Origin of the sequence: Bradyrhizobium lablabi, assembly GCF_001440475.1 — a bacterium.
GTDB classification, from domain to species: domain Bacteria; phylum Pseudomonadota; class Alphaproteobacteria; order Rhizobiales; family Xanthobacteraceae; genus Bradyrhizobium; species Bradyrhizobium lablabi.
Genome location: NZ_LLYB01000134.1, coordinates 68,385 through 88,052, shown reverse-complemented (window position 1 = coordinate 88,052; position 19,668 = coordinate 68,385). Strand labels below are relative to the sequence as shown.

General features: G+C 63.3%; 18 protein-coding genes and 1 pseudogene. 6 read left to right on the top strand and 13 right to left on the bottom strand.

All coding sequences use genetic code 11. The annotated features are described in order from the left end of the window. Positions 1 to 11 precede the first annotated feature (11 nt). The 8 genes from scpA to CQ14_RS40030 form a co-directional block, all read right to left on the bottom strand. The gene (scpA, locus tag CQ14_RS40065) at positions 12 to 2,171 is read right to left on the bottom strand and encodes a methylmalonyl-CoA mutase (protein ID WP_057863438.1); all 2,160 of its coding nucleotides are present in this window, start codon (positions 2,169 to 2,171) and stop codon (positions 12 to 14) included. 42 nt (positions 2,172 to 2,213) lie between these two features. After that, positions 2,214 to 2,681 carry a GFA family protein gene (locus CQ14_RS40060; RefSeq protein ID WP_057863246.1) on the bottom strand — a complete coding sequence of 156 codons (468 nt, stop codon included), beginning with the start codon at positions 2,679 to 2,681 and terminating at the stop codon, positions 2,214 to 2,216. 2 nt (positions 2,682 to 2,683) lie between these two features. Then, positions 2,684 to 4,549 carry a methylmalonyl-CoA mutase subunit beta gene (locus CQ14_RS40055; RefSeq protein ID WP_057863245.1) on the bottom strand — a complete coding sequence of 622 codons (1,866 nt, stop codon included), beginning with the start codon at positions 4,547 to 4,549 and terminating at the stop codon, positions 2,684 to 2,686. A gap of 82 nt (positions 4,550 to 4,631) precedes the next feature. After that, complete coding sequence (folK, locus tag CQ14_RS40050; protein WP_057863244.1) at positions 4,632 to 5,123, bottom strand: 2-amino-4-hydroxy-6-hydroxymethyldihydropteridine diphosphokinase; 492 nt, start codon at positions 5,121 to 5,123, stop codon at positions 4,632 to 4,634. Position 5,124: 1 nt separating this feature from the next. Beyond that, positions 5,125 to 5,496 carry a dihydroneopterin aldolase gene (gene folB, locus CQ14_RS40045; RefSeq protein ID WP_057863243.1) on the bottom strand — a complete coding sequence of 124 codons (372 nt, stop codon included), beginning with the start codon at positions 5,494 to 5,496 and terminating at the stop codon, positions 5,125 to 5,127. Next, a complete protein-coding gene (gene folP / locus CQ14_RS40040) occupies positions 5,493 to 6,350 on the bottom strand; it encodes a dihydropteroate synthase (protein WP_057863242.1) in 858 nt (285 codons plus the stop codon). The genes folB and folP overlap by 4 nt, the downstream gene beginning before the upstream one ends. A 73-nt stretch (positions 6,351 to 6,423) precedes the next feature. Continuing rightward, positions 6,424 to 6,831, bottom strand: coding sequence for a DUF4332 domain-containing protein (locus CQ14_RS40035; protein ID WP_057863241.1), 408 nt, complete (start codon positions 6,829 to 6,831; stop codon positions 6,424 to 6,426). A 55-nt stretch (positions 6,832 to 6,886) separates the two neighbouring features. Continuing rightward, positions 6,887 to 7,252: a hypothetical protein gene (locus tag CQ14_RS40030; RefSeq protein WP_057863240.1), complete on the bottom strand. Its 366-nt coding sequence runs from the start codon at positions 7,250 to 7,252 to the stop codon at positions 6,887 to 6,889. Between the two features lie 331 nt (positions 7,253 to 7,583). On the opposite strand from CQ14_RS40030, the gene CQ14_RS40025 reads away from it, so the two are divergent. From CQ14_RS40025 to CQ14_RS40015, 4 genes and pseudogenes are all read left to right on the top strand, one after another. Next, positions 7,584 to 9,209, top strand: coding sequence for a helicase HerA-like domain-containing protein (locus CQ14_RS40025; RefSeq protein WP_057863239.1), 1,626 nt, complete (start codon positions 7,584 to 7,586; stop codon positions 9,207 to 9,209). Positions 9,210 to 9,269: 60 nt separating this feature from the next. Further along, on the top strand, positions 9,270 to 10,670 hold the full coding sequence (locus tag CQ14_RS40020; protein ID WP_057863238.1) for a M20/M25/M40 family metallo-hydrolase: 1,401 nt from the start codon (positions 9,270 to 9,272) through the stop codon (positions 10,668 to 10,670). Positions 10,671 to 11,036: 366 nt separating this feature from the next. Continuing rightward, positions 11,037 to 11,468: pseudogene (locus CQ14_RS47420) on the top strand (PAS domain-containing protein); the annotation flags it as partial. After that, positions 11,448 to 12,653, top strand: a complete 1,206-nt coding sequence (locus tag CQ14_RS40015; protein ID WP_283807335.1) for a PAS domain-containing sensor histidine kinase — start codon at positions 11,448 to 11,450, stop codon at positions 12,651 to 12,653. The pseudogene CQ14_RS47420 and the gene CQ14_RS40015, both read left to right, overlap by 21 nt. Positions 12,654 to 12,793: 140 nt before the next feature. Here the strand turns inward: CQ14_RS40015 and CQ14_RS40010 are convergent, their stop codons facing one another. The 3 genes from CQ14_RS40010 to CQ14_RS40000 all read right to left on the bottom strand — a co-directional run bounded on the left by CQ14_RS40010 (position 12,794) and on the right by CQ14_RS40000 (position 16,444). Beyond that, positions 12,794 to 13,777, bottom strand: coding sequence for an NAD-dependent epimerase/dehydratase family protein (locus tag CQ14_RS40010; RefSeq protein ID WP_057863236.1), 984 nt, complete (start codon positions 13,775 to 13,777; stop codon positions 12,794 to 12,796). Positions 13,778 to 13,906: 129 nt separating this feature from the next. Further along, the gene (locus tag CQ14_RS40005) at positions 13,907 to 14,686 is read right to left on the bottom strand and encodes a class II aldolase/adducin family protein (protein WP_057863235.1); all 780 of its coding nucleotides are present in this window, start codon (positions 14,684 to 14,686) and stop codon (positions 13,907 to 13,909) included. Between the two features lie 108 nt (positions 14,687 to 14,794). Further along, complete coding sequence (locus tag CQ14_RS40000; RefSeq protein ID WP_057863234.1) at positions 14,795 to 16,444, bottom strand: glycosyltransferase family 39 protein; 1,650 nt, start codon at positions 16,442 to 16,444, stop codon at positions 14,795 to 14,797. Between the two features lie 345 nt (positions 16,445 to 16,789). Here CQ14_RS40000 and CQ14_RS39995 point away from each other — a divergent pair, with 345 nt between their 5' ends. Together CQ14_RS39995 and CQ14_RS39990 are read left to right on the top strand one after the other, a co-directional pair. Further along, positions 16,790 to 17,668, top strand: a complete 879-nt coding sequence (locus tag CQ14_RS39995) for a hypothetical protein (RefSeq protein ID WP_057863233.1) — start codon at positions 16,790 to 16,792, stop codon at positions 17,666 to 17,668. A 180-nt stretch (positions 17,669 to 17,848) separates the two neighbouring features. Then, positions 17,849 to 18,262 carry a Ros/MucR family transcriptional regulator gene (locus CQ14_RS39990; RefSeq protein WP_057863232.1) on the top strand — a complete coding sequence of 138 codons (414 nt, stop codon included), beginning with the start codon at positions 17,849 to 17,851 and terminating at the stop codon, positions 18,260 to 18,262. Positions 18,263 to 18,413: 151 nt separating this feature from the next. Here CQ14_RS39990 and CQ14_RS39985 read toward each other — a convergent pair whose 3' ends face one another. Both CQ14_RS39985 and CQ14_RS39980 read right to left on the bottom strand, forming a co-directional pair. Then, positions 18,414 to 18,842 (bottom strand): SufE family protein, encoded by a 429-nt coding sequence (locus CQ14_RS39985; protein WP_057863231.1) that lies wholly within the window; start codon positions 18,840 to 18,842, stop codon positions 18,414 to 18,416. Positions 18,843 to 18,924: 82 nt separating this feature from the next. After that, positions 18,925 to 19,350, bottom strand: coding sequence for a DUF5330 domain-containing protein (locus CQ14_RS39980; RefSeq protein WP_057863230.1), 426 nt, complete (start codon positions 19,348 to 19,350; stop codon positions 18,925 to 18,927). Between the last annotated feature and the right edge of the window lie 318 nt (positions 19,351 to 19,668).

Sequence of the window (19,668 nt, the reverse complement as noted above, 5' to 3'; positions counted from 1 at the left end):
CGGGCGAAGAATTACTCCGCCGCCTCGCTGCTGTGGCCGAGCCGGGCGTTGAGCTTACGGATCAGCTCTTCGGCGGCGTCCGAGATCACGGTGCCCGGCGGGAAGATCGCTTCGGCGCCGGCCGCATAGAGTGCGTCATAATCCTGCGGCGGCACGACGCCGCCGATGATGATCATGATGTCCTCGCGGCCGTGCTTCTTCAGCGCCGCCTTCAGTTCCGGCACCGCGGTGAGATGGGCGGCCGCCAGCGACGAGACGCCGAGGATGTGCACGTCGTTCTCCACCGCCTGCCGCGCCGCCTCATCGGCGGTGGCAAACAGCGGCCCGATATCGACGTCGAAGCCGACATCGGCGAAGGCTGATGCGATCACCTTCTGGCCGCGGTCGTGACCGTCCTGGCCGATCTTGGCGACGAGGATGCGGGGCCGGCGGCCCTCGGCAGTCTCGAACGCATCGATCAGTTCCTGCACCTTTTCGACCCGGTTGGACATGGCCGACGCCTCCCGCTTGTAGACGCCGGTGATGGACTTGATCTCGGCGCGGTGACGCCCGAACACCTTTTCCATCGCGTCCGAAATTTCGCCGACAGTCGCCTTTGCGCGCGCCGCGTCGATGGCGAGCGCGAGCAGATTGCCGTTGCCTTCGCCGGCGCTGCGCGTCAGCGCCGCCAGCGCCTGCTCGACTTCCTTCTGGTCGCGCTCGGTGCGCAGCCGCTTCAGCTTGTCGATCTGCAGCCGCCGCACGGTGGAATTCTCCACCTTGAGCACGTCGATCGCGGCCTCGTTGACCGGCTTGTACTTGTTGACGCCGATCACTGCCTGCCGACCGGCATCGATCCGGGCCTGGGTCTTGGCGGAGGCTTCCTCGATGCGCAGCTTGGGCACGCCGGCCTCGATGGCCTTGGCCATGCCGCCGAGCGCCTCGACTTCCTGGATGTGCCCCCAGGCTTTCTCCGCAAGGTCGCGCGTCAGCCGCTCGACGTAATAGGAGCCGCCCCAGGGATCGATGATGCGGTTGGTGCCGCTTTCCTGCTGCAGGAAAAGCTGCGTGTTGCGGGCGATGCGGGCCGAGAAATCTGTCGGCAGCGCCAGCGCCTCGTCAAGCGCATTGGTGTGCAGGGATTGGGTGTGGCCTTGGGTGGCCGCCATCGCTTCGATCGTGGTGCGCATCACATTGTTGAAGACGTCCTGCGCGGTCAGCGACCAGCCGGAAGTCTGGCAATGGGTGCGCAGCGACAGCGAGCGCGGGTCCTTCGGGTTGAACTGCTTCAGCAGTTTCGCCCAGAGTAGCCGCGCCGCGCGCATCTTGGCGACTTCCATGAAGAAATTCATGCCGATCGCCCAGAAGAACGACAGCCGCGGTGCAAAACGGTCGACGTCGAGGCCGGCGGCAAGGCCGGCGCGCAGGTATTCGACGCCGTCAGCCAGCGTATAGGCCAGCTCGAGGTCCTGCGTCGCGCCGGCTTCCTGCATGTGATAGCCGGAGATCGAGATTGAATTGTACTTGGGCATCCGTTGCGAGGTGTACGCAAAGATGTCGGAGATGATCCGCATCGAGGGCGCGGGCGGATAGATGTAGGTATTGCGCACCATGAACTCTTTCAGAATGTCGTTCTGAATGGTGCCCGAGAGTTTTTCCGGCGGAACGCCCTGTTCCTCGGCGGCTGCGACGAACAGCGCGAGGATCGGCAGTACCGCGCCGTTCATGGTCATTGACACGCTCATCTGGTCGAGCGGAATGCCCGCAAACAGCGTGCGCATGTCGTAGATGGAATCGATCGCGACGCCCGCCATGCCGACGTCGCCCGAGACGCGCGGATGATCGGAATCGTAGCCGCGGTGGGTGGCGAGGTCGAACGCGACCGAGAGACCCTTTTGCCCCGCTGCAAGATTGCGGCGATAGAACGCGTTGGAATCTTCCGCCGTGGAGAAGCCGGCATACTGCCTGATCGTCCAGGGCTGGTTGACATACATGGTCGGGTAGGGGCCGCGCAGATAGGGCGCGACGCCCGGCCAGGTGTCGAGGAAATCGATGCCTTCGAGATCGGCCTCGCTGTAGGCCGGCTTTACCGGAATGCCCTCGGGCGTCAGCCACGGCTCGGCGCTGCCGGCGGGTGCCTCGGGCGCGAAGGCTTCAAAGGCGATATCAGCGAAGTTCGGGATGCGGCTCATGGTACCCATCATAGCATATGTGAAGTCGAGGGCAGGTCACCCCTAATCATGATCCGGATGCTGGTGGCTGGTGATGGTCGCCATCTTCTCCGGTCCGTAATTCTGCATCGTGGTCTGGCTCGGCAGGTTGGCGATTCCGACTACCCAGCCGAGCCGGGATTCGGTTCCATATTGCCGGGTCGGCACCACGCGGTCGGGGCGGTCGAACGTACCGGTCATGATTTCGATCCGAGGGCCGCCGATCAGCCGGTAGGTCAGCGGCGTGCCGCAGGCCGAGCAGAAATCGCGCTCGGCGATGGAGGAGGACTGAAACGTCGCCGGCTTGCCGCGGGTCCAGGTGAAGTGCTCGTGCTCGATATCGGCGAGGGAGGCGAAGGGCGCGCCCGATGCCTTCTGGCACATCCGGCAATGGCAGATGCTGACCTTGGGCGGCGGCACCGACAGTGCAAAGCGAACCGCGCCGCACTGGCAGCCGCCGGTCAGGACCGTCTTGTGGTTGTTTTCCGTCATGCTCACTCCATCCGCCGCCAGGCTTCCTGCAGCATGGCCAGCGCGTCGCCGCCGGCAAAGATGAAATCGCCGACGCCGGCCGAGCGCAGCACGGCCTCCTGTTCGCCGGGCCGCCCTGCCAGATAGATATGCTTCGCGCCGGCCGCTTGAAGGGCCTTTGCGGCGGGGCCTGCGTGTTCCGCGTAAACCTTGTCGGACGAGCACAGGCAGGCGATGGCCGCTCCGGACGTCTTGAACGCGGAGGCCAGCGCGGCGGGGTCGGCAAATCCTTGCGTGTCGATCGCCTCGATGCCGCCGGTCTCGAAGAAACTCTTGGCAAAGGTGGCACGCGCGGTGAAGGCGGCTGCCGTGCCGAGATTGGCGAGAAAGATTTTGGGCCGTGCGCCCGATGTTTTCAGCCTCTCGTCTGACTTGTCCCGCAGCGCCTCGAACGGCGCTGCGAGCCGCATCGGCGGCAGCGGATCGAATTTGTATTTCGCCTCGCCATAGGGCGGCAGCACGATCGGCGTCGCGTTGAGAACGGCGATCTCGTCCTCGTGCAGGTTCGGGAATTCGCTGGCGCCAGTCAGCACGTCACGCCGCTTGGCGATGTTGACTTCCCGTGCGGCGCGGGTGGCGGCGACCTTCTTCTGGATCAGGTTCTCTCCGAGCGCCGCAAAGATGCCGCCCGCTTTTTCGATTTCCTGAAACAGCGACCATGCAGCTTCGCAAAGCTGCTTTGTCAGCGTTTCGATGCCGCCGGAGCCGGCCGCGGGATCGCTGACCTTGGCGAGGTTGGATTCTTCCAGCAGCACCAGTTGGGTGTTGCGTGCGACGCGCCGCGCGAACGGATCGGGCAATCCCAGCGCCAGCGTGTGCGGCAAGACGGTGATGGCATTGGCGCCGCCGAGACCGGCCGAAAAGGTCGCCATCGTCGCGCGCAGCATGTTCACATAGGCATCGCGCTGCGTCAGCATGCGCCAGGCGGTATCGGCCGCAATGAATAAGGGTTTGGGTGTCAGCCCGCAGGCCTGCTCGACGCGCGCCCACAACAGCCGCAGCGCGCGGAATTTCGACAGTGTCAGGAACTGGTCGGCGTCGGCACTGAGCCGCGCATACACCATGCGTTGGGCGTCCTCGAGCGAAACCCCGGCCTGCTCGATCGCGCGCAGAAAGGCGACGCCGCACGCCAGCACGAATGCCAATTCCTGGACTTCCGATCCGCCGGCATCATGGATGACCCGTCCATCGGCAGCGGCGAGCGGGCCCTTGAAGCCCATCGCAGCGAGGCCCTTGATGGCGCTGGTAACCGCGGGCACGATTTCGTCCCAGCTATAGGGACTGGAGCCCCACACCGCACCGGCTCCCAGCGGGTCGAGGCCGAAACGGATGTCGGAGGCAGCAGGATCGATACCCCTGCGCTTGATGTATTCGGCCACGTGAATGGCTGCCATGCGCGACTGCGGGCCGATCTGCAGCTCGATGCCGATGCCGGCATCGAGAAAAATGCCGTCGAGAACCTGCGCGACGGCCTCCGGCGAGGGATCGAGCCCGAAACCATGGGCGCCATTGGCGCCCGAGAACACCAGTGTCAGCCCGGTCGCACCGTTCTCCAGATCGTGCAGCGCCTGTGCATTGGCCGCTTTCGCGTCGGGATGGTCGATCCGCTGCATGATCTGCCAGGGCGCGGCGGCGGCACGGCCGGCGACCGGAGCGGCGCCCTGCGCACGGCGATAGATCGGATCGATCTTCAACCCATCGGATGTCTTGCTGACCAGTTTCTCGAACGGCGCGCCTTTCAGCACCCCGTCGACCAGCTTGCGCCAGTCCTCATAAGTCGCCGGGACAAATTCCGCGGCCAGGGTCAGTTCGTCAGTTTTGGTGGTCATCCGGACTATTGTTCCTCGGTCGTCTCTTCTGTTTGGCCGGAAATTGCCACGGGGCGGCCGCCAAGCCAAACGATGTTTTGGGTCAATCGAGGTCGGGCAGGCGCCGGATACCCTCGGTTGAAAGCCGCGCCAGCGCGTCGGCGACACGGCGTCCCGCGATGACGCGGTCGGGCGCGATTTCGGCGAGCGGCACCAGCACGAAAGCGCGCTCCAAAGCCCGCGGATGCGGCAGCGTCAGTTCCGGCTTGTCGAGCCGGACATCGTCATAGGCGATCAGGTCGAGGTCGAGGGTGCGCGGCCCCCAGCGCGTCTCGTGGGCGCGATCGCGGCCGAACCTCTTCTCGATCTTGTGCAGCGTGAACAGCAGCGCATGGGGATCGAGGCTGGTCTCGATCTCGATGACGGCGTTGGTGAAGGGCGCCTGGTCTTCCTCGCCCCAGGGCGGGGTTGTGTAATCGGAAGAGCGCGCGAGCAGGGCGGCCTGCGTCATGCCGCAAATATTGGCGATGGCTTTCTTGAATGTCGTGCGGACGTCGCCGACATTGCCGCCGAGCGCGATCAGCACGTCCGCCATGTCAGGGCGATGGCCGCTTGCGTACGAGCACGACGCCGACATCCTCGAAGATCTCGGCAATCGGCGCATGCGGCTTGTGGACCGTGACCTTGACCGCATGGACGCGTGGGAACGCCGCGAAGATCGCGTCCGAAACGGCACCGGCCGCACGCTCCAAAAGCTTGTAATGGGTATTCGTGAATGCAGCGGTCGCAGTCTCGACCACGCTGGCATAGGACACGGTGTCGGACAGCCGATCGGAGTGCGAGGATTCCGACAAGTCGATGGAGAGTTCGAGGTCGATCACGAACCGTTGCCCGACTTTGGTCTCGTGCTCCATCACGCCGTGGCGGGCATGGGTAACGAGGCCGGTGATGAAGATCGTATCGCTCATGCCCGTTCCCTGATTGCCGCCGCGACCCGCAGCGCCTGTACCGTTTCCGCGACGTCGTGCGCCCGGATGATCCGCGCGCCGTTCTGCGCCGCCAGCAGATGCGCGGCAATCGAACCGCCGAGGCGCTGATACGGCTCCGACGGCGTCACCGTGCTGATGAAACGTTTGCGCGAGGCGCCGACCAAGAGCGGCAGCCCGAACGATTGCAACTCGCCGAGCCGCGCCAGCGCGGTCATGCTCTGCTCTGGTGTCTTGCCGAAGCCGATGCCGGGGTCGAGCACGATTCTGTCAGGCGAAATGCGGCGTTTGGCGGCGATATCGAGCGAACGCGCGAAGAAATCAGCGATATCCTGCATGATGTCGATGGCGGGATCGGCGCTGTCGCGGTTGTGCATGATGATGACGGGCACGCGGCGCTCGGCGACGAGGCCCGCCATGCCGGAATCGCGCTGCAGGCCCCAGACATCGTTGGCGATGGCGGCGCCCTGATCGAGCGCCCAGGCGACGACGGCCGATTTCATGCTGTCGATCGACACGGGAATGCCGAGCGCCACGACGTCTGATAGCACCGGCTGCAGGCGCTTCAATTCTTCTTCCGCCGGGATCGGTTCCGATCCATAGGGCCGGGTGGATTCCGCGCCGATGTCGATGATGTCGGCGCCCTCGGCGATCATCTGCCGGGCCTGGGCCAGCGCCTGCTCGGGGGCCGCGAATTGCCCGCCGTCCGAGAATGAATCCGGCGTTACGTTCAGTACGCCCATCACCGCCGGATAGGGCCTGGACAGCAGCGCGGGCAGCACCGGATGACCGGCCGGACCGGTTGCGGCGGTTGATCTGGGCTTGGCTGCGGTCATGCGGTCGCTTTGCGCGGTCCGCGCCGGGGAGTCAAGGTGTGAGAGCTGTGCCCGCGGGCCGGCCGGGGCGGGCTCAGTAGCTGATCTTCGGCGCAAGCTTGCGCGCCTGCTCGATCAGTTGCTCGACCGATCGTTCGGAAGGCAGAACCCGGACGAGTTTACGCTTTGTGTTGACGTCTTTCATGTTCTGGGCCAGCCGCGCCGGATTGCGGTGGGCGAGCTCACGCACGGTGGTGACGCCGGCCGCGCGCACCAGACCAACCTTGGCCTTGCCCATTCCGGGAATGCGCATGTAGTCGGAAAAATTGGCCCATTCCAGCAGTTGCTGTTCGCTGATGCCGGTCTTCGCCGCCAGTGCCTTGCGGCCCTTCATCGTGCGGGCGGCTTCCAGCAGCGCATCGGTGGTGCGAATGCCCAACGATTTCAGTTTCGAGGCAGAGTAGGCGGTCAGGCCGTCGATCTCGGAAAGAGGATAAGTCATGATACCAGATGAAAAAAGACTATGTCCGGGCTGAATATGCTCACCAAGCTGCTGACTATGCGAACTGGCTGAGGCCCGGCGTCCCTGAAATGATTTCGCTCATTTGATCCGCTCCGATTTTGTCGCGACCGAACCTGAAAAGTTCACGTGCCACGTTCTGAATCTCGTTCATGCCCAGACCCAGCGCCATCAGCCTGGTGCCAACCGCCATCAAGCCTCCGCCCAACAGCCGCGCGAATCCGCCATTGCTGCTGGAAGCCGCAATTGCAGCTTCGGCGCCTGGAATTTGGTCAATCAGAGCCTGAACCTTGTCGGAGGGCCCCTCATTGCGGAGAAAACCCAGAACGATGCCGATGGTTTTTTCAGCGACAACACTATCGATGCCGGCCTTCGAGGCCAGCCGCCCAATCAGTTCGTCCATAATTTGCCCCGTCCCCAACAACCGGCTTTTGCCGGTTGCTGCTCGTCTTTTGATCTTGAGCGCCTGCGATCTGAAATACAAGCAACCGCGCCCATCGAGATGATTTTGATTCGCTGAGTGTTGCAGCAATGCAAGAGTAAAGGCTGGATTCACGCGAGCTTGCTGCGCTGCGTTCCCGTTTTCTCCGCCGGAGACAGGAAAAAAGTATGAGAGATCCGAGCGACGAGGCAGGCGAACGCGCAACGTATGCGGCGCCCGACGGTTTCAATCGGCGGGCAGGATGCGATATGATTGCCAACCAAACCTTCCCGATGCGCGAAGAGGCGATGCGATGGTAACCTCCGATAACAAGACCGCCGATACCGACGAGAAAATTTTTATCGGAAAGGGCGAACAGACGGCTTGGCTGACGCTCGCGCTTGCCAATCGGCACGGCCTTGTCACCGGAGCGACCGGAACCGGCAAGACCGTGTCGCTGCAGGTGATGGCGGAGGGTTTTGCCCGCGCCGGTGTTCCCGTTTTCGCCGCCGATATAAAGGGCGACCTGTCCGGAATTGCCGAAGTCGGCGAAGCAAAGGACTTCATCCTCAAGCGCGCCGGAGAGATGGGCCTCAATTTCCAGCCCGATCAGTTCTCGACCGTGTTCTGGGACGTGTTCGGCGAGCAGGGCCATCCGGTTCGCGCCACGGTCACGGAAATGGGGCCGCTATTGCTGTCGCGGATGCTCGACCTGAACGACGTGCAGGAAGGCGTTCTCAACGTCGCATTCCGTGTGGCGGATGAAAACGGCCTGACGCTGATCGACATGAAGGATCTGCGGTCGCTGTTGGATGCGATCGCGCCGGTCGCCAAGAAGGCAGCCGCTGCGGACGACGATCCTGACGACAACGAGGAGCTCAAGGCCGCGCTTCGAAAGGCCGCGCAGAGCTACGGCAATGTCAGCAAGGCAACGGTCGGAACCATTCAGCGTCAGCTCCTGGTGCTGGAAAACCAGGGCGCAACGAAATTCTTTGGCGAGCCGGCGCTGACGCTGAAGGACTTCATGAAGACCGACAGCGACGGCCGCGGCGTGGTCAACATCCTGGTCGCCGACAAATTGATGCAGAGCCCGAAGCTATATGCCACCTTCCTGCTGTGGATGCTGTCGGAGCTGTTCGAGGAATTGCCGGAAGCCGGTGATCTGGCGAAGCCGAAACTGGTGTTCTTCTTCGACGAGGCGCATCTGTTGTTCGACGATGCGCCGGATGCGCTGATGGACAAGATCGAGCAGGTGGTGCGCCTGATCCGTTCCAAGGGCGTTGGCGTCTACTTCGTCACGCAGAATCCGATCGACGTGCCGGACAAGGTGCTGGCCCAGTTGGGCGGCCGCGTGCAGCACGCGTTGCGCGCCTTTACGCCTCGCGATCAGAAAGCGGTGAAAGCGGCGGCGGAGACATTTCGGCCGAACCCGAAGCTCGATACCGCCCGCGTCATCATGGAACTCGGCAAGGGCGAGGCGCTGGTGTCGTTCCTCGAAGGCGGCGGCACGCCGACCATGGTCGAGCGCGTGATGATCCGGCCGCCGACCGCACGGATCGGGCCGATAACACCGGAAGAGCGCAAGGCGATCATGAGCAAGAGCCCGTTCAAGGGCAAATACGACACCGCGATCGACGCCGAATCCGCCTATGAGATGCTGCAAAAGCGCGTGGCCGACACGGCGGCGCCTGCGGATGGCCAGGGCGGCGGCGTTCTCGGACAGATCGGCTCGATCGTCGGCACGATCTTCGGTACCAATGTCAAGCGTGGCCGGCTCTCGACCGGCCAGGTCATCGCGCGCGATGTCACGCGTTCGGTTACCAACAAGGTGGTCGGCGGCATCGTCGCCGATCTCGGCAAATCGGTGGGCGGATCGCTCGGCAGTTCAGTCGGACGCGCGCTGGTGCGCGGCGCGCTGGGCGGATTGCTGCGGCGGTAAGGCCACGGCAAGCTACAACTTGACGTCAATAACAAGGCTCACAGCCAGGGATAATCAGCCATGTCCAACGCCAAGATCCAGCCGGTTCTCGATCATATCGACGCCGATTTCGACAACAGCCTCGAGCGGTTGTTCGCGCTGCTGCGGATCAAGTCGATCTCGGCCGATCCGGCCTTCGCCGGCGATTGCAAGGCGGCGGCCGATCATCTTGCGAAGGATATTGCCACGCTCGGCTTCAACGCCGAGGTGAGGCCGACGGCGGGGCATCCCGCGATCGTAGCTAAGGCCAATGGCAGCACCGATGGCCGGCCGCACGTCCTGTTCTACGGCCACTATGACGTGCAGCCGGTCGATCCGCTCAATCTGTGGCACCGTCCGCCGTTCGAGCCTGTCGTCACCGATCACGCCGACGGCCGCAAGGTCATCGTGGCGCGCGGCGCGGAGGACGACAAGGGCCAGTTGATGACCTTCGTCGAGGCTTGCCGGGCCTGGAAGAAGGTGACGGGATCGTTGCCGGTCGATGTCACGATCCTGATCGAAGGCGAAGAAGAAGTCGGTTCGAAGAATTTCGTGCCGTTCATGGAGGCGATCAAGGATGAGTTGAAGGCCGACTTCGCGCTGGTCTGCGACACCAGCATGTGGGACCCGAACACGCCCGCCATCACAACCTCGCTGCGCGGCTTGATGTATGACGAGGTCACCATCAAGGCCGCCAACCGCGACCTGCATTCCGGAGTGTTCGGCGGCGGCGCGCGCAATCCGATCCGCGTGCTGACCAACATCCTCGGCGGCCTGTTTGACGACAACGGCCGCATCACCATTCCCGGCTTCTATGATGGCGTGAAGGATCTGCCGTCGGATATCCTGGCGCAGTGGAAGAACCTGAACCTCACGCCGGAGTCGTTCCTGAAGCCAATCGGCCTCTCGATCCCTGCCGGCGAAAAGGATCGGCTGCTGATCGAGCAGGTGTCCTCGCGCCCGACCTGCGACATCAACGGCATCATCGGCGGCTATACCGGCGAGGGCTCGAAAACCGTGATCCCGGCGGAAGCTTCCGCAAAGATCTCCTTCCGTCTGGTCGAAGGCCAGGATCCGCAGAAGATCAAGAAAGCGTTCCGCGACTATGTCACCGCGCGGCTTCCGGGTGACTGCAAGGCCGTCTTCACCGAGCACTCCAGTGGGGCGGCCATCGCGCTCGACTGGAACATGAAGCCGCTGGCAGCTGCCAAGCGCGCGTTGACCGAGGAATGGGGCAAGGAGGCGCTCTTGGTCGGCTCCGGCGCCTCGATCCCGATCGTCGCGGATTTCAAGCGCACGCTCGGCCTCGACAGCCTGCTGATCGGCTTCGGCCTCGACGACGACAACATCCATTCGCCGAACGAGAAGTATGACCTCAAGAGCTTCCACAAGGGCATCCGCTCCTGGGCGCGGATTTTGGGAGCACTCGCAGAAGCGAAGTAGCGCGCGCGATGGGTAGACCCGCTGGCTTTGCGCTCCCTGCCGCGCTCGACACCGTCATTGCGGCGACCGCGGTGGGCACCACACCGGGCCTGCCGGCACCCAACATGTAGTGGTTCCGGACCGATTCCACGCAAGTCCGGGTTACTGTGTATTGCACGCCACTTTTTTGACGCGTTCAATCCCGCAGATAACCGTCTCGTCGCCCGATACGGACCGGTTCGATCTACCGCCGGCAGACGAGACGGTCGGCGACTTGATCCGGATCCCCGGCGGCACACATGCCGAAGCGATCAATACCTCTACAAACGTACCGGATTTAGTTGTGTCGTGCGCGGGAGGATTGGCGATGGAAGCCGATAGCAGCCGATGACACCATATCAATCCTCAATCACGACCGGCGTACCGCCGCGCTTTTCAGACGAGGTGTTCGATCAGCGGCAGCCGACCCTGCAATCGATCTACGACGCTGCGCCAATCGGCCTTGCGTTCCTGTCGCCTGACTGCCGCTACCTACAGATCAACCAGCGCCTGACCGATATCTGCGGCATATCAGTTGAGGATCATCTTGGCCGCTATGTGCGGGATTGCGTACCGGCGCTGGCGGACGCGGTCGAAGGCATCGTGCAGTCAATCATGCGCACCGGCGATCCCGTCACCGGCATCGAGGTGGCCGGCCAACGCGCCGACCAGACCGATGAGCGGTTCTGGGTCACCTATTGGCATCCGCATCGCAACGCGGACGGTGAGATCGTCGGCGTCAACGTCGCCGCCGAGGAGATCACCGAGCGCAAGCGCGCCGAGGCCGCGCTGAGGGCCAGCGAACGCCAGTTCCACACGCTGGCGGATTCGATTCCGCAACTGGTGTGGATGACGCACGCCGATGGCGCGATCTACTGGCTCAACAGTCATTGGTATGAATACACGGGCAGGCCCGCCGGCGAGATCGATCCGCATGCCTGGCACACGGTGCTTGGCAATCGCTGGACCGAGGCATTGGCAACCGGCACCGCCCTGGAGTCGGAGCTGTCGCTGCTCGGCAAGGACGGCGAGTATCGTCCGTTTCTGACGCGCGTCGTTCCGCTGCGCGATCCCCACGGCGTGGTCTATGGCTGGATCGGCACCCATATCGACATCAGCGAACGCCAGCGCAGCGAGCGGGAAGTGCGTCGGGCCAGGGATGCGGCCGAAGCCGCGTTGCAAAATCTGCGCGAGACTCAGAACTGGCTGATCGAGGCGGAAAAGCTTGCAGCGCTCGGCCGGCTGGTCGCCGGCGTCGCGCACGAAATCAACAATCCGCTCGGCACCAGTCTCACGGTCGCGTCATCGCTGGAGCGCAAAAGCCGGTTGTTTGCCGCGGAAACGGCGCAGGGAACGCTCAAGCGATCGAGCCTCAACGAGTTTGTGGACGCAGTGCGCAACGGCTCTGCGCAGCTTCAGGAGAGCCTGAACCGTGCGGCCGAATTGATCCAGTCGTTCAAGCAGGTGGCCTCCGACCGCAACAATTCGGAGCTTCGGTCGTTCGACCTCGGCGATCTCACCGAGCAGGTCGCCACGGGCTTACGACCGGCTCTGCCAAAGCACGGCGTGACGCTGAACGTCGAGTGCGAGCAGGACCTTTCGATCAGCAGCTATCCCGGCTCCTACGGGCAGGTGCTGACCAACCTTTTCCTCAACTCGATCGCACATGCGTTTCCGGACGGCCGGCAGGGAAAAATTGCGATCAAGGTGAGTGCATGCGGCAACAGTGATGTCGAGATCATCTTTAGTGATGACGGCTGCGGCATGAGCCCGGACGTCAGGCGGCAGGCGTTCGATCCGTTCTTTACCACCCGCCGCCACCAGGGCGGCACTGGTCTCGGCCTGCATATCGTCTATAGCGTGGTGACGGATCGCCTGGGCGGCCAGCTTCGCTTGAGTAGCGAACCCGGGGAGGGGACTGACGTAAGGATCATACTCCCAAGACAGATCCCGGACAGGACGTGAGCGTTACGCCAGCCACACCGCCGTCCCCAAATAAAAACGCCGCCCGGGATTGGGCAGCGTTTTGATTCCGGTCGTGTAGAGGTATGTGGCCGGCAGTTTAGCGCATCTGCGCGGTTCGTCCACCAGATATTCCCGTGCCCTCACTCCACCGGGTAGGGCCCCTCGTCAAAAATGCGGTCGTGATAGCCCTTGCTTCCCACTTCGCGCGCGAGGGGGCTGCGGATGTCATCGTCGGCCTTTAGCCGCGCCATCAGCGCGCGGAAATCATGGCGCGGCTGCCAGCCGAGTTCGGCGCGTGCGCGGTCGTTGACATAGACACGATCGATGCCCGGAATCATCGTCCAGCCACGCCGTGCAAATTCGGCCTCATGGTCCGGCACGCAGCGGCGGACCACGCGCGGCGCGTTGTTGCGCAATTCCGCCGCGTCGTGGCACGCGAACGGGGTGGTGGCGCTGATGATGTATTTCGCGAAGCCGGCCGATGGCGCGTGCTGTGCCGCCAACAGATGCGCGCTGACCACGTCCTCGATGTCGACGCGGCGATACAGGAACTCGTTGGCCTTGGCGTTGGCGTCGCTAAACGCCTCGCGCGTCGCGCGATTGTCGTCCTCTTCGGGAAAGAAGCGCGAGGTGCGCAGCACGATCGCGCGAAGCGCATGATTGCGCGCGAACAGCTGGCACAGATCCTCCGCGGCAGCCTTAGTGACGCCATAGATATTTTTCGGCACCGCGGTGACGTCTTCGGTGATCCAGGCCGCCGGCTCGCCCGGCGGCGGCACCAGCGCATCGCCGAAGACGCTGGTGGTGCTGGTATAGACGAACGCCGAGACGTCGCCTGCGGCGGCCTCTTCGAGCAGGTTGAGCGTGCCCGTGATGTTGACGTCGACGAAGTCCTGGCGGCTATGCGTTGCCACATGCGGCTTGTGCAGCGTCGCGGCGTGCAGCACCGTCGTGACGCCTCGCATGCAGCGGCGCACGAAGGCCCGGTCAGCGATCGAGCCGACATGATGCGTGAATGGGCCGGGCAGAATGTCGATGCCGATGGCATCGCGTGGCTGCGCCCGCAGGGTACGCATCAGCGCCTCGCCCAAATGGCCGGAACTGCCGGTCACCAGTACCGTCACGAGGCTACGACCTTTCGCGTGCTATAGCGTTTTCGAGCGAAGTGGACACCGGTTCGTGTCAAGAAAACGCGTCAAAGGAAGAATCTAGAGCCCGGCTCTGATTCAGTCAGAACCGGACTCTAGCCAGGTTCAGCTCTTGTAGCTCGGATCGATCCGATCGAGTTTTCGCAACAGCGGCGGCCACACCAGATTGGTCGAGCGCCGTTCCGCGAAATCGGGATTGCTGAACAGCTGTTCGTTCTTGTCGATCACGGCCTGTTCGACCGGGTAGGCGGTCGGTCCGAGCATGCGGGTGCGCACCTGCATCGTGCAGGCCCGCTCCAGATGGTACATGCGCTCGAAGGCGGAAGCGACCGAACGGCCCACCGTCAGCGTGCCGTGATTGCGCAACAGCATGTGGTTCTTGTTGCCGAGGTCCTTCTGCAGCCGCGGGCGTTCGTCATGGTCCAGCGCCACACCTTCGTAATCGTGATAGGCGAGGTCGTGGGTGACGAACTGCGCGGTCTGGTTCATCGGCAGCAGACCCTCCATGCAGCTCGCCACCGCCGTTCCGTCGGGCGTGTGCAGATGAAGCACGCAGCCGGCATCCTCACGCACCTCGTGGATTGCCGAATGGATGGTGAAGCCTGCGGGGTTGATGCTGTATTCGCTCTCGCTGAGCTGATTGCCGTGGAGATCGACCTTCACCAGGCTCGACGCCGTGATCTCCTCGAACATCAATCCGTATGGGTTGATCAGGAAATGGTGGTCGGGGCCGGGCACGCGCGCCGAGATATGGGTGTCGACCAGATCGTCCCAGCCATAGAGCGCGACGAGGCGATAGCAGGCGGCGAGATTGACACGCTGGTTCCACTCAGCGTCCGTCATGCCGGACGGGGCTTGCTTAAGGCGTGCTTCGGCTGGCGACATGGCGCTTCTCCCGCGTGTTGCGATTTCGGGAGCGAGCCTAGTCCTGCGCCGGACAGCCAGCAAGGCGGCCATCCTGCGTGGCAGTCATGCCGTCGCAGTGATGCGCCGTTACGGGGCCGGAATGGCGAGCAGCGTCGGAATGGGACGGCCGCGGATGTCATAGACACGCGCGAACACGACGTCGTCGCGCTTGATCTCCACCATGACGGGCGCGGTGAGGCCCTTGCAGTAGAACTCGCCCAGCGTCATCGCGAAGTCGGCGGACTGGCTGTCCCAGCCGATCGTGAAGTCGGGGCCGAGCGCGACCTGCGCCGGACGCTGCGGACCGCATACCGCGACCTTCCACTTGCGACCCGCCGGAGCCACTTCCTGGCGCTCGACCAACTCTTCGCGCAGGCCGTCGGACGCCTGCTTCAGCGCCAGCCCCCAATAGTCCAGCATGAAGTAATTGTCGGCGGTGCGCACCGTGCCGGCGATGTGGTTGAAATGGGTGTATTCGTACGGGTGCAGGCGGATCATCTCGCTCAGCGGCAACAGCAGGCCGAACGTGAACACCGCCAGCGCGGCGGGTTGCCAGCGGCGGTGATTATTCTTGAGCCAGTTCATGCCCCAGGCGAACGATGCGCCGGCGAGCACCGCCATCGGCGGGATGACGAAAACGAAATGCCGGATACCGTTGTAGAGCGCCGGCCGCTTCACCATCGCGATCACCAGCGGCAGGCTGGCTGCCAGCGTCAGCATCAGGAAGATGGTCTTGCGGCGGGCCGGCACATCCTTGCGCGACAGCGACATGAAGGTGCCGACGACGCCGGCGACCAGGAGCGCGAGCATTATTTCGGGAAGCTGCAGCGCGAACAGCGTCGGCAGGTAGGACCACGGCATGTCAGGCACCGACACCAGCGCGCCGTCGAACATTTCCTTCCAGGGCTTCTCGAAGAAGTGCGAGAAATAGGTCAGCGCCTTGAAGGGATGGTCCGCCTCCATGATCGACCACGGCCACACCAGGCCCATGATCAGGTATCCGAGCACGAGGCCGGGCAGCAGCACGTAGACGACATGGGCGAAGCGGCGGGTGGCTTCGCGTGCGCCCTGCTTGCGAACTTCCTCGATCAGCAGCGGGATGAAGCCGACCATCGCATAGACCAGCGCCAGCCCGCCGAGAATCCGGCAGCCGATGGAGAGGCCGGCGCCGATGCCGACGATCAAAATGGTTCGCGGCGAGGGCGCGGGATACTCCTCGGCGAGGCGCACCAGGCCCAGGATCAGGATCACCATCGAGACGGCAAACGGCGCGTCCTTCGGGTTCATGAACATGTGGCCGTAGAACGTCGGGCACAGCGAGAGCAGCAGCAGCGTCGCGAGCCCCGCCAGCGGACCGCCGACGCGCCGTGCCAGCCGCCAGGTTACGCCAAGGCCTATCAGGCCGACGACGGCGCCGAGCAGGCGGCGCGTTTCAAACAGTTCGAGCGGGATGATCTTGTGCAGCAGGGCGGCCGCCATGTCGAAGCCGCCGCCATACATGTAGAGATTGGCAAACGACAGCGCGCCGGTATCCTTGAAGCCGGAACCGTACATCCGCAACAGCAGGTCGGCATATTCGGCGTGCGTGTAGTCGTCCCAGCCCAGCCCGTAGTCGCGGAAAGTCAGGCCCGCGACCAGCGCGACCACGGCCAGCACAAAGATGGCAAGATCGTCACAGGTCCGCTCCACCGAGCGCCGCATGGGCGTATCGAAGGCAGAAGTCGTGATGGATGACATGGCGATTGGTAACCCAGAGTCCCCTATGGCCCACCTAGGATATTGTTGAGCCGCATTCCCCGGGTACCCATATAGCCTAGTTCCATTTCCAAGTAATTGGGAATTGTGGCCTAAAGCCCTGATGCAATGCAACAAAAGGGCAGTAATTAGTAGCCGGTATAACTACGGCCGGCGGGCTGAACGGTACCTGAATGGCAACATTTGTCCGAAATCGGAATCCGGCAAACGGACGACGCCGTTATGGAACCGGGAACGCAATTGGCGGTTGGCGGTGCACACAAGATGACGGTATCGTGGCGTGGGGCGGCTGGCGAGCGTTTCGGGCGCGGCTGAGGGGTTGGTTCAATGATGTTTGTCGTGTTGGTCGCCGGGATCGGCCTCGTTTTGGCGGGCCTGTTGGCGATCGGCTTCGGGATCCCGATCAAGGAATTCAGTACCGGCAACACGCTGATTATCGCCGGCGTCATCGGCGTTTGCACCGGCGCAATCATGTTTGCGCTGTGGGTGGCGGTCCGGGAATTGAAGAACATCGCGCGGCAGCTTGGCGCTGGCATCCCTGAAGCGCGCGGTGAGGCCGCGATGCGGCCGGTGCTTCCTGACGCCGCGGCGCGCGACGTTGCCCCGGTTGCCCCCAGTTTTCAGACTGCTGAACAGTCGGGCGGTCCCGGACCATTTTCGCCAACGGCACCGCCGCCGTGGCAGAACGAGACTGTCTTGCGTGATCACCCGATCCCGGAGCCGATGCACCCCGAACCGCCGCCGTCAGTTCCGAAACCGAAGCGCAATTTGCTGTTTTCCTCGACATCGCGAAAGGAACGCGAGCGCGCGCAATCGCGGGCCGGCGAGCCGCTGCCGCCGGACCTGTTGCCATCGGACCTTCGCTCCAGTCCGCCCGACGTACCGCCGGTCGGGCCGGCCGAACCGCCGCGGGGGTCATTCGATGATGCCTGGCCGAGAGCGGAGCGCGCGAAAGCTGCTGAAGCCCCGCTGCCGCCGCTGCCGCCGCGGCGCGGTGGACGCATGTCTCCAACGCTCGCGGAAGCCAATGCTGGACCGATGCGCACGGAGGATCAGCCGGCGGTGACAGTGCTGAAGTCCGGCATTGTCGATGGCATGGCCTATTCGCTCTATTCCGATGGTTCGATCGAGGCCCAGATGCCGGAAGGGATGATGCGTTTCGCCTCGATCGACGAACTGCGCGCGCATCTCGATCAGCGGCTCTGAGCCGGCAATACTTGCCGGGAACACGGTGATTGAAAATAAAGCGCCGCCGTTCTTGTCAGTTTCCCGGCACTTCGGTCATATGCGCCAAGTTGTACGAGCTTTCGCTGATGTATAGGCGCGGTCGGATACTGTCCGAATCGTGTGGCCGACAGATGCGTTGGTGACCCAGAAGGTTGAGCCATGACTGATCCCTCCGGCAAAACGCCCGTCGAACTGACCGCCAATATCGTTTCGGCCTATCTCAGCAACAATCCGACCCAAGCCTCTGAGATCCCGAACCTGATCAGCCAGGTCCACGCTGCGCTGATGCGGGTGTCGAGCGGCCGCCCCGAGACGCCGCTCGAACCGGCCAAGCCGGCGGTGTCGATGAAGAAGTCGATAACTCCGGAATATCTGGTGTGTCTGGAGGACGGCAAGCGCTTCAAGTCGCTCAAGCGCCATCTGCGCACACAGTACAACATGACGCCGGAACAGTACCGCGACAAATGGGGCCTGCCGCCGGATTACCCGATGGTGGCGCCGAACTATGCGGTGGCGCGTTCGCAGCTCGCCAAGAAGATGGGCCTCGGTCAGCAGGCGCGGAAGCGGAAGTAGTTTTTCGTCATTGCTGCGACAAACGCAAAGCGTTTGCGCAAGGGTGCCAACGGGTCGCGCGAATGCGCGCCCGATGACAGGCTCCGCGACGAGGCAATCCATCTATCTTCGAGCTTCGGCGGACAAGTCGCTACGCTCGCAACGGCGGCGTCTAAGAGGCGGCGGCCAGCGACTCGCGCGCATCAGAGCGGATACGCTCGACCATGGAGCGCAGGCCGTTGGAACGCTGCGGCGTCAAGTGCTCCCGGAATCCAAACTCGTCGAACACTGCGAGCGCATCGGTCGAAAGGATCTGCTGCGGCGTGCGGCCGGAATACAGCGTCAGCAGGATTGCGATCAGGCCGCGCACGATGTGAGCGTCGCTGTCGCCCAGATATTTCAGCCGCGGTTCGCTATTGCCGCTGCGGTCGATCTGCCTCGAAAGCCAGACCTGGCTGACGCAGCCATTGACCTTGTTCTCGGCGGAATGCTCGGCTTCCGGCATCGGGTCAAGTGTGCGGCCGAGTTCGATGACGTACCGGTAGCGGTCGTCCCACTCGTCCAGCAGCTCGAAATTGTCCCTGATTTCGTCGATCGTCATCTTGGTCCGCGTCCGTTTCCTTAAAGTCTTATATAGGACGCGGATCGGACGAAAGCGACGGAAATGGAACTGGTTCCGTGGCCTATTTTGCGGCCAGAGGCGTCCGCGGCATCCGCCATTCGATCGCCATGTCGTCGTCCGTCAGGGCGTCGGCGGGCGATGTGTTCGCGACCACGGCTTCGGCGTCGGTGCCGACCGAACTGGTATGGTCGGGCTTCTTGTCGGGGACGGCGGGAAGCTCGGACTTCTTGTCGGTGATGATCTTGTACAACTGGCGGGCGCCATCCTGGGCGCGCTGGCCGATCGCCGTCGCGGCCTGGCCGCCGACCTCGCAAGCCGCCGGCTGGCGCTTGCAGAACTGCCCCATGTCGGAGGCGGCGGCGGTCGCAGCCGATACAGCCTCGGACGCGCTGATCTGCGGCACCTTGTCCGATTCAGGCGTCTTTTCCCTGGGCAGCAGCACGAGCACGAGCCCGAGCCAGAACGCCATGCGAAGCATAAAAAACATCTCGCGATCCCGGTCGTCTTTTGGTTGTGCCGCGGTTAACCCGCAGCTTCGTTTCTGATTAACAGTCGTCGATAAATCCTAAGTGTTTGCATTGAAGTAAATTCGGCGAAAACTCGCAGAAAATTTGAAAGATGCGATTCGGTGTAAATTTTCGATTGATGGCGATGAGTACGCGGCAAGGCTGCCGTCGGCAGCGCGTCCACCATTTCGAAACCATAGAACCTCAGTGCCGGAAACCTATCGTTCACCATCCGCGTCGAATGGAGCTCGCGCAAGGCGCGAAATCCCTGCGAAGACGCGGTGCTCGGCGCCAATCCG